Source organism: Pseudomonas poae RE*1-1-14 (assembly GCF_000336465.1).
GTDB classification, from domain to species: Bacteria; Pseudomonadota; Gammaproteobacteria; order Pseudomonadales; family Pseudomonadaceae; genus Aquipseudomonas; species Aquipseudomonas poae.
In genome coordinates, this window is sequence record NC_020209.1 from 2,245,039 (window position 1) to 2,259,792 (window position 14,754).

At 62.4% G+C, this 14,754-nt stretch carries 11 protein-coding genes; 6 read left to right on the plus strand and 5 right to left on the minus strand.

Going from position 1 to position 14,754, the window contains the following annotated elements; all coding sequences use genetic code 11:
* Positions 1-12 precede the first annotated feature (12 nt).
* Genes H045_RS09760 through H045_RS09770 form a run of 3 tightly spaced genes read right to left on the minus strand, consistent with a single transcriptional unit; the run spans position 13 to position 2,740 of the window.
* Complete coding sequence (locus tag H045_RS09760; RefSeq protein WP_003236397.1) at positions 13-882, minus strand: rhomboid family intramembrane serine protease; 870 nt, start codon at positions 880-882, stop codon at positions 13-15.
* A complete protein-coding gene (locus H045_RS09765; RefSeq protein ID WP_003236400.1) occupies positions 879-1,850 on the minus strand; it encodes a metallophosphoesterase in 972 nt (323 codons plus the stop codon). The genes H045_RS09760 and H045_RS09765 overlap by 4 nt, the downstream gene beginning before the upstream one ends.
* The gene (locus H045_RS09770; RefSeq protein ID WP_003217892.1) at positions 1,850-2,740 is read right to left on the minus strand and encodes an NAD(+) kinase; all 891 of its coding nucleotides are present in this window, start codon (positions 2,738-2,740) and stop codon (positions 1,850-1,852) included. The genes H045_RS09765 and H045_RS09770 overlap by 1 nt, the downstream gene beginning before the upstream one ends.
* Between H045_RS09770 and H045_RS09775 the strand changes: the two genes are divergently transcribed.
* On the plus strand, positions 2,642-3,832 hold the full coding sequence (locus H045_RS09775; protein ID WP_370671339.1) for a DUF1853 family protein: 1,191 nt from the start codon (positions 2,642-2,644) through the stop codon (positions 3,830-3,832). The two genes, H045_RS09770 and H045_RS09775, sit on opposite strands and share 99 nt — an antisense overlap.
* Positions 3,833-3,835: 3 nt before the next feature.
* Here the strand turns inward: H045_RS09775 and pvdP are convergent, their stop codons facing one another.
* The gene (gene pvdP / locus H045_RS09780; protein ID WP_015372246.1) at positions 3,836-5,464 is read right to left on the minus strand and encodes a pyoverdine maturation tyrosinase PvdP; all 1,629 of its coding nucleotides are present in this window, start codon (positions 5,462-5,464) and stop codon (positions 3,836-3,838) included.
* Between the two features lie 142 nt (positions 5,465-5,606).
* On the opposite strand from pvdP, the gene pvdM reads away from it, so the two are divergent.
* The 3 genes from pvdM to pvdO are packed head-to-tail and all read left to right on the plus strand — an operon-like array spanning position 5,607 to position 9,148.
* Positions 5,607-6,956, plus strand: coding sequence for a pyoverdine-tailoring dipeptidase-like protein PvdM (gene pvdM, locus H045_RS09785; protein WP_015372247.1), 1,350 nt, complete (start codon positions 5,607-5,609; stop codon positions 6,954-6,956).
* A 20-nt stretch (positions 6,957-6,976) separates the two neighbouring features.
* Positions 6,977-8,245, plus strand: coding sequence for a pyoverdine-tailoring periplasmic protein PvdN (gene pvdN / locus H045_RS09790; protein WP_015372248.1), 1,269 nt, complete (start codon positions 6,977-6,979; stop codon positions 8,243-8,245).
* Positions 8,246-8,275: 30 nt separating this feature from the next.
* On the plus strand, positions 8,276-9,148 hold the full coding sequence (gene pvdO, locus H045_RS09795; RefSeq protein WP_015372249.1) for a dihydropyoverdine dehydrogenase: 873 nt from the start codon (positions 8,276-8,278) through the stop codon (positions 9,146-9,148).
* Between the two features lie 289 nt (positions 9,149-9,437).
* Here pvdO and H045_RS09800 read toward each other — a convergent pair whose 3' ends face one another.
* A complete protein-coding gene (locus H045_RS09800) occupies positions 9,438-10,268 on the minus strand; it encodes a formyl transferase (protein ID WP_041931621.1) in 831 nt (276 codons plus the stop codon).
* 202 nt (positions 10,269-10,470) lie between these two features.
* Between H045_RS09800 and H045_RS09805 the strand changes: the two genes are divergently transcribed.
* On the plus strand, positions 10,471-12,123 hold the full coding sequence (locus H045_RS09805; RefSeq protein WP_015372251.1) for a cyclic peptide export ABC transporter: 1,653 nt from the start codon (positions 10,471-10,473) through the stop codon (positions 12,121-12,123).
* A gap of 110 nt (positions 12,124-12,233) precedes the next feature.
* Entirely contained in the window at positions 12,234-14,666 is a 2,433-nt protein-coding gene (locus H045_RS09810; protein WP_199858477.1) for a TonB-dependent siderophore receptor, read from the plus strand.
* Positions 14,667-14,754 lie beyond the last annotated feature (88 nt).

A 14,754-nucleotide genomic window follows, 5' to 3' on the forward strand; every position in this document is an offset into this window, starting at 1 on the left:
AGCTCTTCCTTATCAAATAGACGCTTTGCGGCGGTTGTAGAGGCCGCCCAGCAAGCCGGTGAGGCAACCGATGACCAGCCCGCCCACGTGGGCGGCGTTGGCGATTTCGCCGAAGCCGATCATCGAGACCAGCCCCGACAGGCACAGCACCAGCCATATCAGCATCATCGCCAGCACCCCACGGGGCAGGCGATACGCGGGGTTGGGCGAGAGCAGTTGAAAGATCCAGCAATGCCCGAGCAGCCCATACAGCACGCCGGACAAGCCACCGAACAGGCCGGGGCCGCCGTACGCGTATTGGGCGTAGTTGGAAACCAGGCTGAACAACAGGGTCAGGCCCAGCAGGTTGATGCTGCCCTGACGCACTTCGATGCGCCGCCCCAGCTCCCAGTACCACATGCCGTTCATGGCCAGGTGCAGAATGCCGAAGTGGATCAGCATCGGCGTAACCAGCCGCCACCATTGCCCCTCGGCCAGCATCTGGGCGAACGGGGTGAACTGGATGTACTCGCCCATGACCCGGAACGGCAGAAAGGTCAGCCAACCGACAGCCTGCAGGTTTTCACCGAGCAAGGTCACCGCGCCGACGATCAGGCTTGCCAGCAGCACCAGCGCGGTGACCGGGCTGTGGCGCAATTGCTGCACAAAACCTGGACGCACCGCCGGCGCCTGCTCGGGAATATCCAGTTGCTGGTCCGGATCGCCGGCGGGAAAGCGTTGATACAGCACGTGCACGTCTTCGCTGATGCTTTCTGGCACCCACAACACCTGCTCACCGGCCTCTTCACTGACGTGATGGGGCACTTGCATGCGCTGCAGCAGCTTGACGAAACCGCCCAGGTCGACGCTCAAGGGCAAGCGCAATACAGCCACGGTACTCATTCAATAACCTCGGGGCGCTCAACATCAACCCATACGAATTTAGCCGGATCCAGTCGGGTTTCCTGGTCCAGACGATACGCCACCAGCTTGCCGTACAGCACCGCGCTGTAGTCCAGGCAAGCCAGGTTGTCGCGGATCGGCGCCGGTTTGCCGCTGCGCCAGTAGTGGCCGACGAACAGCAACGGCTCATCGACGCCATAGCGCAGCAGTGAATTTTTTTCGGTCGAGGACAGCGGCGTGCGCGCCACCGGCTCGGGCAATGCGTCGGGCTGGAAGACCACGTCGCCGTAGGTCTTGGGGTCATCCTCCCAGAACTTGGTGCGAAAGAACGAGCGGGTCAGGCCGTCGCCGCCGGTCAGCGTCAAGCCGTCAGGCAGGCGCATGTCGGTGCCGCGCAACAGGCGGTCGAAGGCGTTGCAGGCAAAACTGCCGGGCACGGCGGCGGCCTGCACAAACGCCTGGTCGATGCAGCCGTCGGGGAATCGGGCGCGCAGTGGCTGGATAAAGCTTTCGTCCCAGCACGCATGCACCACGCGAAAACGCCCGGCATCGACGAACAGCGGCATGTCGTAGAACCAGCCAAGGAAATCCTGCCAGTCACCCGGGTGCTGCTCGAACTGGGTCAGGGTTTCGTGGATCAGCCGCGCATGCCGCGGGTTGTGCTCACGCACGAATTGCTTGCCACTGCCCGGTGGCGCCGGTGTGGTCCAGCCCAGCGCGTTGAATTCATGATTGCCCATGATGCACAGCGCCTGACCGGCCACCGCCATGTCGTGGACAATATGCAGCGCCTCGCGAATGCGCGGGCCACGGTCGATGATATCGCCGAGGAACACCGCCATGCGCGACGGATGGCGCCAGGTGCCGCCCTGCTTGTGGTAACCCAGGCGATCGAGCAAGTGCTCAAGGGTATGAGCGCAACCGTGCACGTCACCAATCAGGTCGTAGCTACGCGCGGGATCGAGCATCAGTCGCCTCCACCCCCCAAGCGGCTGCCCCAGCCCAGCTTGGTGCGGCACACTTCATAGTAGTTGTGGTCCAGCGGGTGAATCAGGCGCAGCTTCTGCGCCTTCTTGCTCACGGTGATGGTGTCACCGGGGGCGCAGGTAAAATGGTTCTGCCCGTCGCAGGAGACTTGCGGGTAGATCTGCATGTCTTTGGACACCACGATTTTCAGCTCGCTGTTGCCGTCGACCACAATCGGCCGACTGGACAACATATGGGGGTACATCGGCACGATCACAATGGCATCGAGCTTGGGATGCATGATCGGGCCACCGGCCGACAGCGCGTACGCGGTGGAGCCGGTCGGCGTGGCGACGATCAGGCCGTCGGCCTTCTGGCTGCACACGAACTGACCGTCGATATACAGCTCGAACTCGATCATCCGCGTGGATTTACCGGGATGCAGCACCACATCGTTGAGCGCATCGCCCTGGCCGATGGCCTCACCGTGGCGACGCACCTCGGCCTGCAGCAGGAAGCGGTTTTCCACCAGGTAATGGCCGTCGAGCACCTTGGCCACTTCGACTTCCAGCTCATCGGGCCGGATATCGGTGAGAAACCCCAGGCTGCCGCGGTTGATCCCCAGCACCGGCACGTTATGCCGCGCCAGGGCGCGTGCGGCGCCCAGCAGGCTGCCATCGCCGCCGACCACAATCACCATGTCACACACTTCGCCGAGCATCTTGCGCGAGGAAGTCTGCAGGCCGTGGCCGGGGAGAATCTCGGCGATGGTGTCTTCGAGGATCACGTGCAGATGGCGTTCGAGCAGGAATTTTTTCAGCCGGCGGACGGTGTCCAGCACCTGGGTACTGCCCAGGCGACCGATAATGCCGATATTGCGAAATTGCTCCATGGGGCTCCTGCGGGTTCCGGGTGCGGCGAAAAACCACGATTATGGGTGAAAGGCCGCGTCAGGCAAAACCCTTTGTCAGCGCAAAGACTTGATGACAATGGTTCTCACGCACCTGCGCCACACTTAAAAGGCTATGCTCGGAGCATGACTGTGTTCCCCGACCTGCACACCTTGCCCCGCCAATTGCGTCACCCCGAGGTGCGCGACCTCGCGTGGGTGATTTTGGCGCCACCGATGCTGGCGCAGACGCCGTGGCCGCAACGCCACCCGCTGGCCGGCAGCGATTGGGTGCAGGCCCCCTGCCGGCTGGAACACTGGCTGCGCCAGCTGGACGCCGACAGCAGCGCTTTGCAGCATTGGCTCAGTCTGGCCCGCACACGGCGCCTGGGCCTTTATTATGAGCGCCTGTGGCAATTCGCCGTGCAGCATGCACCGGGCGTGCACTTGCTGGCCGCCAACCTGCCGATTCGCCGGGCCGGGCATACGCTGGGCGAGTTGGACATGCTGCTGCGTGATCGCGATGGCGTGCACCATCTGGAACTGGCGATCAAGCTCTACCTCGGGCCCCAGGCCGGTGATGGCCGCGCCACCGAGCAATGGCTGGGCCCCGGCTGCCATGACCGGCTCGACCGCAAGCTGGCGCACCTGGCCGAGCATCAACTGCCGATCTCGGCCCGCCCGGAAAGCCGCGAAGCGCTGGCCGCGCTGGAGGTTCAACAGTTCGACGCGCACCTGTGGCTTGGAGGTTACCTGTTGTATCCATGGCCGGGCCCGGCCGAACCGCCGCTGGGCGCGCATCCGCAGCATTTACGCGGCAGTTGGTTGCATCAGCGTGACTGGCAGGATTTTGTCGCCACGCGCCCGCCGGGCCGCTGGCAACCCCTGCCCCGTCACGCCTGGCTGGCGCCGGCGCATTACCCGGCCGATGAGGTGTGGAGCGAAGCACAGATGCGCGCGTGGCTGGCGGCGCTGGCCCCCATGGCGCCCGCGCAGTTGCTGGTGCGGCTGGTGCAACAGGGCGAAGACTGGGAGGAAGCCGAGCGACTGTTTCTGGTCGCCGACCTGTGGCCGAACGTGCCGGGTAACCCCTGAGGGTCAGACCGACTGCGGCTTGACCTTCAGATGCCGGGCGTACCAGGGCCGCCTGGGCACGCGCTTGAACAGGCCCTGCAACCCGTCGTCTTCAGCGCTGAAGGTGATGCGCAACGCCAGCTTCATGGTTTCCGGGTCCATTTCCATCGACCTGCCCCTTTGCAACCCCGGCGTGGTGCTGCAGCCATGGGTGTCCGGGCCCAGCCACGGGTCGCCCACCTCCACCCAGCGTCCCGGGGCAAACCAGGCCACGCCATTGACTTGCATACGGCTGACCTCACCCGGATTGAAACGCTCGTGGGCGCGAAACCAGTCTTCGACGCGGTCATCGATCCAGCCGTGAAAATGCCAGAACACGGGATTCACATGGGATGAAAACGGATCACCGAGAAAATCGTTTTGCGCCACGTACCAGCGCGTGGCGAAGTCCGCAGGGTCGCGGGCGAAAGGCACCGGCGCGCCGTTGGAGGGGTCGCGCGGCACCGAGGCCCAGCGCATGTGCAGCCAGTCGTGCAGGCCCAGCTCCATTTCCGAGCCCAACTGACCGAGGGTCAAGCGCGCCAGGTAGCGCGGGTCGCGGTATTGGGATTCCCACACCTGGAAGTTGCTGTGGTAGGTCTCGGCGGCCTTGATGTCGCTGACCCACTGGGTGTAGTCGCTGTCATCCGGGGCCGACCAGGTGGGCGGCAGGGCAAAACCGTCGTGGTTGTCGAAATAACGCAAAAAGCCCGGGCGATCGCTTTCCAGCGCAGGCTGCGGTGCGGGAAATTGCGGCCATGACGGCAGGTTTTGCATCGAGCGCGCGGTGCCGAGCATATGGCGGTGCATGAAGAAGAAGTCGATGCCCGAGCCGTTGCGGTCTTTGCGCTTGCCGCGAGCGTCACGCTCCTGCCCCCGTGGGCCGGGTTGCCAGCCGATGCCGCGCAGGGCGTCGCGCTTTTCTTCGGAGAGCTTGTGCCACTGGTCACGGGTGGCGTGCCAGAGCTGGTGAAACAGGCGGTGTTCGGGCGCGATCAGCCACGCCAGCAAGGTCGGGTTGAGGCCGATGCGCTGGCGAGCTTCGGGGAACAGCTGTTTGTGGGCGATAAAGCGGTTGTCGCGCTCGGTCAGCGCCAGGGGGCGGTCGAGGTCGAGGATCTGCCCGCTGAGGGTGCTGCTGCCGGCGTTGGCGAAGTCGGCCCAGACCTCGTCGAGGGTCATCCTGAATTCATAGCTGGGGGCACCGCCGGCAGAGTCGCGGTCGATCAGGCGCCAGTAGAGCACCGTGCCTTCGCCCGTCAGATCGCCCAGTACGCGGTAGCGCGGTTCGCCCTCGGCGCGCAGGTTGGCGGCGGTGTCCAGGTAGCCGCGCAGACCACGGCCACGCGGCGCGATATCCAGCAGCAGCTCGAGGCCATGCAGCGGCAGGCCCTTGAGCCCGGCGTCACGGCCTGCCAGGCGCAGGCTCCACACCCCGCGCAAGGTATTGGCCAGGTGCTGGCCGGCAGTATCGGCCAACGCCACCGTGGCTTCGCCGGGGGTGATGGGCAACTCTTCTTCCCGCGTCAGCTCGCGATGGGCGTAAAAGGCCGCCGGCACGGCCGCGCCAGTCAGCGCCAGGCCTGCGATGAACCCACGTCGAGAGATCGTCATTGTCTACCTTAGGAAACGGCTTAATCAGAGCTAGAACGTTTGCAGCCCGGCAAAATTTACCGCCCCGCCCTGCCCGCCTAAATTTCCCCTGCCGTGGCTCGTCCTTCCCAGATAGCAAAGGCCTCAACTGACTGAGATGGCAATGACAAAACCACGTTCGAAAAAGGCGCTGTATCTCGGCTTGCCGCTGGCCCTGGCCATTGGCGCCGGGGCCGGTTTTCTGGTCTGGGATCACTGGTTCAAGGGCAATGCCGGCTACCCGCTGGAGGTGATCCGGCAGGCCAACGAAATGCAGGACCGCCTGTTGTCGTTCGACAGCCACATCACCGTGCCCATGGATTTCGGCACCGCCGGCAATGAGGCCGACAAGGATGGCAGCGGGCAGTTCGACCTGGCCAAGGCGGCACGCGGACGCCTCTCCGGCGCGGCGCTGACGATTTTCGGCTGGCCGGAAATCTGGAACGGCGACCACGCACCACACAGGCCCACCGATGGTTTTGTCGAAGAGGCCCGCCACGAGCAGGAGGTGCGCTACCAAATCATCACCGGCATGGTGCGTGACTTTCCCAATCAGGTCGGCATCGCCTACACCCCGGATGATTTGCGGCGCCTGCACGGCGAGGGCAAATTCGCGATCTTCATCAGCATGCTCAACGCCTATCCGCTGGGGGATGACTTGAACCAGCTGGACCTGTGGACCGCGCGCGGCATGCGCATGTTCGGCTTCAGCTACATCGGCAACAACGCCTGGTCGGATTCGTCGCGGCCGCTGCCATTTTTCAATGACTCCACCGATGCCCTGGGCGGGCTGTCGCCAATCGGCCAGCAAGCGGTGCAGCGCCTGAACGACCTGGGGGTGATTATCGATGTGTCGCAGATGTCGACCCAGGCGCTGGAGCAGGTCGCGCACTTGAGCCGCACGCCGATGGTGGCTTCGCACTCGGCGCCACGGGCGTCGGTGGACATCCCGCGCAACCTCAGCGACAAAGAATTGCAGTTGATCAAACAGAGTGGCGGCGTGGTGCAGGTGGTAGGGTTCCCCGCCTACCTGCGTCCGCTGAGCCAGCCCACCCAGGACAAACTCAATGTTCTGCGCGCGCGTTTCGACCTGCCGCCCTTGCCTAACCTGGCCATGGCGCTGATGCCGGGCGATGCCATCATCGCTGCCTGGCCCGAGCAGAAGTTCGGCCAGTACGCCCAGGGGCTGTACGGCATTCTCGAAGAAGAACCCAAGGCCAGCCTCAAGGACTGGGGCGATGCCGTCGACTACACCGTGCGCAAGATCGGCATCGATCACGTGGGCATTGCTTCGGACTTCAACGACGGCGGCGGTATCGAGGGCTGGAACAATGTCGGCGAAATCCGCAACGTCACCGCCGAGCTGATCCAGCGCGGTTACTCCGAAGCCGATATCGCCAAGCTGTGGGGAGGCAACTTCCTGCGGGTATGGGACCAGGTGCAAAAGGCCGCCAAGCCGTTGGCCAACCGTTGATCAACCACGAAGCAAGTCCCATGACCGACCGCCGCACCTTTCTCAAACAGGCGGGCCTGCTCGCTGCCAGCCTGCCCCTGGGCGCTTCGCTGATTCCACCGGCGCTGGCCACCACGGCAATCGATCCCTGGACGGGATTGAAGCAATTGTTCGACCAGGACCCGAGCTATCTGCATTTCTCCAACTTCCTGGTGACCTCGCACCCCAAACCGGTGCGCGACGCCATCGAGCGCTATCGCCAGCAGATCGACCGCAACCCCGGCCTGGCGATGGACTGGGACCTGCAGGAAACCTGGAAGCGTGAAGGCCAGGTACGCGACTGGGCCGGCCGCTATTTGCAGGCCATGCCGGCGCAGATCGCCCTCACCGGCAGCACGTCCGAAGGCCTGGCGATGATCTATGGCGGCATCAAGGTGCGGCCGGATCAGGAGATCCTCACCACCGTCCATGAGCATTACGCCACCCAGAGCGTGCTGGATTTCCGCACGCTCAAGGAGGGCACGCAGGTGCGCCGCATCGAGCTGTTCAAGCGCGCCAGCCAGGTGTCGGCGGATGAGGTGCTTGGCAATATCAAACGGGCCATTCGCCCCAACACCCGCGTGCTCGGCATGACGTGGGTGCAGTCCGGCAGCGGCGTGAAGCTGCCCATCGGCGAAATCGGCACGCTGGTGGACGAACACAACCGTAACCGCGACGACCAGGACCGGCTGCTGTACGTGGTCGACGGGGTGCATGGCTTCGGCGTCGAGAACCTGGACTTTCCCGACATGCACTGTGATTTCTTCATCGCCGGCACTCACAAGTGGATGTTCGGCCCGCGCGGCACCGGCCTGGTCTGCGCGCGCGACAGCGATAACCCATACGTCACGCCCATGGTGGCGACTTTCTCCGAAGACACCAATTTCGCCACGCGCATGACGCCCGGCGGCTATCACGCTTTCGAGCATCGCTGGGCGGCGGATGAAGCCTTCAAGCTGCACCTGCAACTGGGCAAGGCGCATGTGCAGGCGCGTATTCATGAGCTCAATACCGAGCTGAAAACCCGCCTGCTCGCCCATCCGCAGATCGAGCTGGTAACGCCACGCAGCCCGGCGCTGTCAGCCGGCTTCACTTTCTTCCGGGTCAAGGGCCAGGACAGCGACGCGGTGGCGGCCTACCTGATGAAAAATCGCGTGGTGGTGGATGCGGTGGAGCGTGATGCCGGCCCGGTGGTGCGCACGTCTCCCGGCCTGCTCAATTCCATGGATGAAATCCAGCGTTTCATGAGCCTGCTGAGCCAGCGGGTGTGATGCCCTTTTCCCTTTGAACGAGATGCCCACATGACTCCATCGCGACTCAAACCCCTGAACCTACTGGCGTTGACCGCCGTGTGCGGCGCGCTGTTGCCCAGCCTGGCCTGGGCCGAAACGCCGCAACCGGGCAAGGTGTTCAAGGACTGCAAGGACTGTCCGGAAATGGTGGTGTTGCCGGCCGGCACTTTTACCATGGGCACCCCGGACGATGAAGTCGGCCGCGAGCCCGACGAGGGTCCGATGCATGAGGTGACCTTCGCCAAGCCTTTCGCCATGAGCCGTTTTCAGGTGACCGCTGGCGAATGGGACAGCTACGTCCGCCAGAGCGGTGTGAAGATCGCAGACGGCGACACCCGCCCCGGCCGCGAGTGCATCGCCAGCAAGCCGCGCTACCCACAGGGCCCGCGCCAGCCAGCGGTGTGCATGGACATGGACGACATCAGGCAGTACGTGAGCTGGCTGTCGAAAAAAACCGGCCAGCGTTACCACCTGGTCAGCGAGTCACAACGTGAATACGCCGCCCGCGCCGGCTCCAGCGGACCGTTCCCCTTTCCGTTCGACGAAGGCAAGGGCTATAGCATCGCCAAGCACGCCAACACCTATGGCCCAGCGGATGGCTACAGCTATTCATCACCGGTGGGCAGCTACCCGCCGAACGCGTTTGGCCTGTATGACATGCATGGCAATGTGTATGAGCGGGTTGCCGATTGCGAACACCCCAACTATATCGGCGCGCCCACCGATGGCAGCGCGTGGGTGGAGCCGAACTGCGAGGGGTATCAGATTCGGGGCAATGACTGGGGCGAGGCCCCGGTGTTTTCGCGGTCGGGTAACCGGAACAATATTTACCCGCAGACGCGAGGGGACTGGATTGGCTTCAGGGTTGTGCGGGAGCTTTGATCCATAGAGATCCAAATGTGGGGGCAACTGACTTGATGCCCCCAATCCAAGCATTTTTTTCAAAGGCCGCCACATCCCTGTGGCGAGCAGGCTTGTCCTGCGTTGGGCTGCGCAGCAGCCCCAAAATCAGGCGCTGAGCCGTATCAGGTACACCGCGTTTTGCTGGATTGGGGGCGCTTCGCCCCACAACGCAGGGCAAGCCCGCTCGCCACAATAAGCCCACACATTTTCCTTAACTGAACGGCATTGGGGCTCGCCACAAAGCCTTCAGTTTACTGCGCTCTTGCTTTCAACCCGCCCGCTGAGCAAGCAACGCCAACCCCTCCTGCAACGCCGGAAACAAACTGTTATTAAAGTTGTTCCAGCGCAGCTCAAGAATAGTGTCCTCAGGCGAAATCTCCGTCTTGAGCACATCATGAAACACCTCCCCTGAGTCGATCCCGTTATCCACGTAATGAAACGAGGCCCCGGTGAGATAAAGCGGTTCACACGGCCTGGTTTCCCGGGTGGTCCAATCCACCACCGCCTCGCCACGCGCGCCCTGCAACGCATTCCACGTCGCATAGGCACCCCGACGCTCATACGGCGACTCAATGCGGGTGATACCCGGATGAATATTCATGATCCGCCGCGCAAACGGCGCGCCCGGACGCACCAGTTCATCGAGGATCACCAGCAAGCCATCGAGCACCACGATATCGGCCTTCAACTCCACCAGCGTGTCATGCAGACGACGCTCGAAGTCCTGCTTGCCGGCGATGTGCTCGGCGCTGTCGCGGGGTAAACGGCGGTAGGTGGACGGCACGCTCAGCAGCAGATCGTTGACCCACTTGCCCTGCACCCGCAGGTCTGCCGGGTACAGCCATGGGCGGCCCGGTGTGCAGGCAAAGCCGTAATCGGCAACCAGCGCCTGGTCCCGAGGGTTGTGTTCGTCATCGTCATACACCACGCCCACCAGGTCATAGGCCTGGCCCAGCGGTGTGTCGTTGAGCGCTCCCACCAGAAACTCCAGCACCGACGTCATGTAGCGTTCGTGGTCCTTGTAGGCCACCGGCTGCCCGGCCTTGTCGGCGGCGGCATTGCGCAGGGACCACACATACACCAGATTTTTCTTTGTCATGTTTTCGCTCTCGCTGAAGAAACCGCGCACGGCGTCGCTACGCGTGCGCCTACAGAACAAGAACGAACCAGCCCGCGGGCAATTTATCCGCCGCCGTCCACCGCCTGGCACACCGGGTTAAATAGTTGCCCCGACGCTTCGTTTGTCATGGGTAAGGGTCTGTGTGCCCAGCCCCCTCTTTTTGACTTTCCGGGAAGTATTTATGACCGATGCCAAACGCGGCGCCTTCAACGGCTTGCTCGCACTGATCAGGCCCTTTCGCACTATCGTGACGGTGTCCGTTGCGCTGGGCATGGTCGGCGGCCTCGCCATCACTCTGCTGCTGGCCACCATCAACAACGCCCTGCATTCGGCCGACGGCATGACCCAGGGCGTGGTCATGACCTTTGCCGCGCTGTGCGTGGTGGCACTGGTCAGCTCGATCATTTCCGACATCGGCACCAACTATGTGGGCCAGCGCATCATCGCGGCGCTGCGCAAGGACCTGGGCGAAAAGGTCCTGTCCGCGCCCATCGGCCAGATCGAGCGCTATCGCTCCCACCGCCTGATCCCGGTGCTGACCCATGATGTGGACACCATCAGCGATTTCTCCTTTGCGTTCACCCCGCTGGCCATCGCCGCCACGGTCACCCTCGGTTGCCTGGGCTACCTGGCGTACCTGTCGGTGCCGATGTTCCTGATGATGGTGGTGGCAATCATCATCGGCAGCACCGTGCAGTTCATTGCCGGCGGCAAGGGCATCCAGGGTTTCGACCTGGCACGCGGGCATGAGGATGAGTTGCAGCGTTACTACAACGCCATCGCTTCCGGTGCCAAGGAGCTGCGCATGCACCGTCCACGGCGCTTTCGCATGAACACCCACCGAATCAAGGAAACCGCCGACCTGATCAGCGATATCCAGGTGCGGTCGGTGAATATCTACATTCTTGCCAAGACCTTCGGCTCGATGCTGTTCTTCGTGGTCATCGGTCTGGCCCTGGCGATGCAGGCGTACAGGCCCAATCCGGACCCGACCGTGATCACCGGCTTCGTACTGGTGCTGCTGTACATGAAAGGCCCGCTGGAACATTTGCTGGGCTACCTGCCGGTGGTGGGCAAGGCGAAGATTGCCTTCGGCCGTATCAGCGAGCTGTCGCAGCGCTTCTCGTCGCCGGAACCACACCTGCTGATGGACGACAGCGAAGCACCGAAACCTGTGGTCAACAGCCTCGAACTCAAGGGCGTGAGCTACAGCCCTCCGGCGGTCGAAGGCAGCGAGCCGTTCCACCTGGGGCCGATCAACCTGAGCATCAAGCAAGGCGATATCGTGTTCATTGTCGGCGAGAACGGCAGCGGCAAGACCACCCTGATCAAACTATTGCTGGGCCTTTACCCGCCCCAGGCCGGCGAAATCCGCCTCAACGGCGAAGCGGTGACCGCCGCCGAACGCGACGACTATCGACAGTTGTTCACCACGGTGTTCTCCGACTATTACCTGTTCGACGACCTGGTGCAGGGCAGCGCCGCCCAGTCGCTGGACAGCGCCAGCAAATACCTGGAACGCCTGGAGATCGCACACAAGGTCAGCGTCAAGGACGGCGTGTTCAGCACCACCGACCTCTCCACCGGCCAGCGTAAACGTCTGGCACTGGTAAACGCCTGGCTCGAAGAACGCCCGGTGCTGGTGTTCGACGAGTGGGCTGCCGACCAGGACCCGGCCTTTCGCCGCATTTTCTATACCGAGCTGCTGCCAGATCTCAAGCGCCTGGGCAAGACCATCATCGTCATCAGCCACGACGATCGCTATTTCGACATCGCCGACCAGTTGGTGCGCCTGCGCGCCGGCCAGGTGATGCATGAGCTGGAACCGGCGTGAATTTTATTTTCCGGTTTCCCCAAGTAGGAACGTCTCACTAGTGGTAATGAGAATTGACCTCAATAAACACTTAGAATTGCCCACTTAAAAACATAGAAGAGAAAGCATCCATGCCAGCACGACTCGGTCTCAGCCCCCTGAGCAAAGCGCTATCCATGCGCCGGGCCTTGAACATCAACCTTCTTCCGAGTGCCCTGGCGCTTGCGGTATCGCTGCCGATTGCAGGCTATGTACAGGCCCAGGAGATCGAGTTGAATATTCCTGCACAGCCGCTGGGGAGCGCGCTGCAGGAATTCGGCCGGCAGACCAATGTGCAGGTGTTGTATAGCCCCGGGGATGTGCAGGGCAAGAACAGCCGTGCGGTCAAGGGCAAGATGGAGCCGCAGTTGGCGATCGCCACGCTGCTGGCAGGCACCTCGACCACCCACAGCCTCAGCGGCAACTCGTTGACCGTCACCGCTGCGGGGACCGCGACCGGACTGGAGCTGAGCCCCACCCAGGTCACCGGCAACATGCTCGGCAACGTCACCGAAAACACCGGCTCCTATACGCCGGGGTCCATCGCGACCTCCACACGCCTGGTCCTGACGCCAAAGGAAACGCCACAGTCGGTCACCGTCGTCACCCGTCAACACATGGATGACTTCGGTCTGAATAACGTGGATGACGTGATGCGCCACACGCCGGGCATTACGGTCTCCGCCTTCGACACCGAGCGCAGCAATTACTACGCCCGGGGGTTCTCCATCAATAACTTCCAGTACGACGGGATTCCGTCCACCTCGCGCAACGTTGCCTACTCGGCAGGCAACACCCTGAGCGACATGGCGATCTACGACCGCGTCGAAGTGCTCAAGGGTGCCACCGGCCTGTTGACCGGCGCAGGTTCGCTGGGCGCAACCATCAACCTGGTGCGTAAAAAACCCACCGCCGACTTCCAGGGCCACGCTTCACTGGGCGCCGGTTCCTGGGACAACTACCGCAGCGAACTGGACGTCAGCGGGCCGCTGACCGAAACCGGCAATGTGCGTGGCCGCGCCGTCGCCGCCTATCAGGACAAACACTCGTTCATGGACCGCTATGAGCGCAAAAGCCCGACCTACTACGGCATCATGGAGTTCGACCTGTCGCCCGATACCATGCTGACGGTAGGCGGCGACTATCAGGACAGCCTGCCCAAAGGCTCTTCGTGGTCCGGCAGCTTCCCGCTGATCGACGCCCAAGGTAATCGCAACAAAGTGAAGCGCTCGTTCAACAACGCCGCCGACTGGAGCAGTTGGGAGCAGTACACCCGCACCGCGTTCGCCATGCTCGAGCATGACCTCGGTGGAGGTTGGGTCACCAAGCTGCAGCTGGACCACAAGATCAACGGTTATCACGCGCTGATGGGTTCGATTCAGGGCGATACCCCGGCTCTGGACGGTACATCGCAGCTCACCTCGGGCAAATACACCGGTGAAACCGTCAGTGACTCGGGCGACCTGTATGTGAGCGGCCCCTTCAGCCTGGGTGGCCGCGAGCATGAACTGGTATTCGGTGGTTCCATCAGCTCCTCGGAGTGGAAGGGCAACGGTTACTGGAACCTTGCGCCCAACCTGGTCGACTTCAACAACTGGCACGGTAACGCCCGCGAACCGGACTGGGGTCAGTCGCAATCGAAAATCGACGACACCGTACGCCAGACCGGCATGTACATGACTACCCGCCTGAACCTCGCCGACGACCTCAAGCTGTTGCTTGGCGGCCGCGTTGTCAACTACACGGTAACCGGTAATAACCCGACCTACCGTGAGTCGGGACGTTTTGTGCCTTACGTCGGTGCGGTATACGACCTGAACGATACCTACTCGGTCTACGCCAGCTATACCGACATTTTCATGCCACAGGAAAGCTACAACCGCGACAGGAACGACAAACTGCTTGAGCCGGACGAAGGCCAGAACTGGGAGCTGGGCATCAAGGCAGACTTCCTGGATGGTCGTGTGAACGCCAGCGCCGCCTACTTCGAGATTCATGAAGACAACCGTTCCGTGTCGGACGACGACTACAACAACTTGAAGCCTACGCCGTCGAATTATGCGTTCAAGGGCACCCAGGCCGTGACCAAGGGCTACGAGCTGGAAATGTCAGGCGAAATCGCTCCGGGCTGGCAACTCCAGGGCGGTTACACCCACAAGATTGTGCGTGACGACAAGGACGTGAAAATTTCCACGTTCGAACCGGAAGATCAGGTCAGCCTCTACACCACATACAAACTCAAGGGCAATCTGGACAAGTTGACCGTCGGCGGTGGCGCTCGCTGGCAGAGCGTTGGCTGGCAGGATATCTACAACAGTCCGCGTGGCGGCTACGAGGAATTCTCTCAAAAGGCCTACTGGCTGGTGGACGCGATGGCGCGTTATCAATTCACCAAAAACGTGTCGGCCACGTTGAATATCAATAACGTCTTCGACAAGTCCTACTACACCAACATCGGCTTCTATAACTCCGCCGCTTATGGTGAACCTCGTAACTTCATGCTCAGCACCCGCTGGGACTTCTGAGGCGCATTAATCAACGGATGACGGTCTGAATTAAAACGCTCCGAGCCTTCAAGGCCCGGGGCGTTTTTGTGTGTGCCGCCACGCCCAA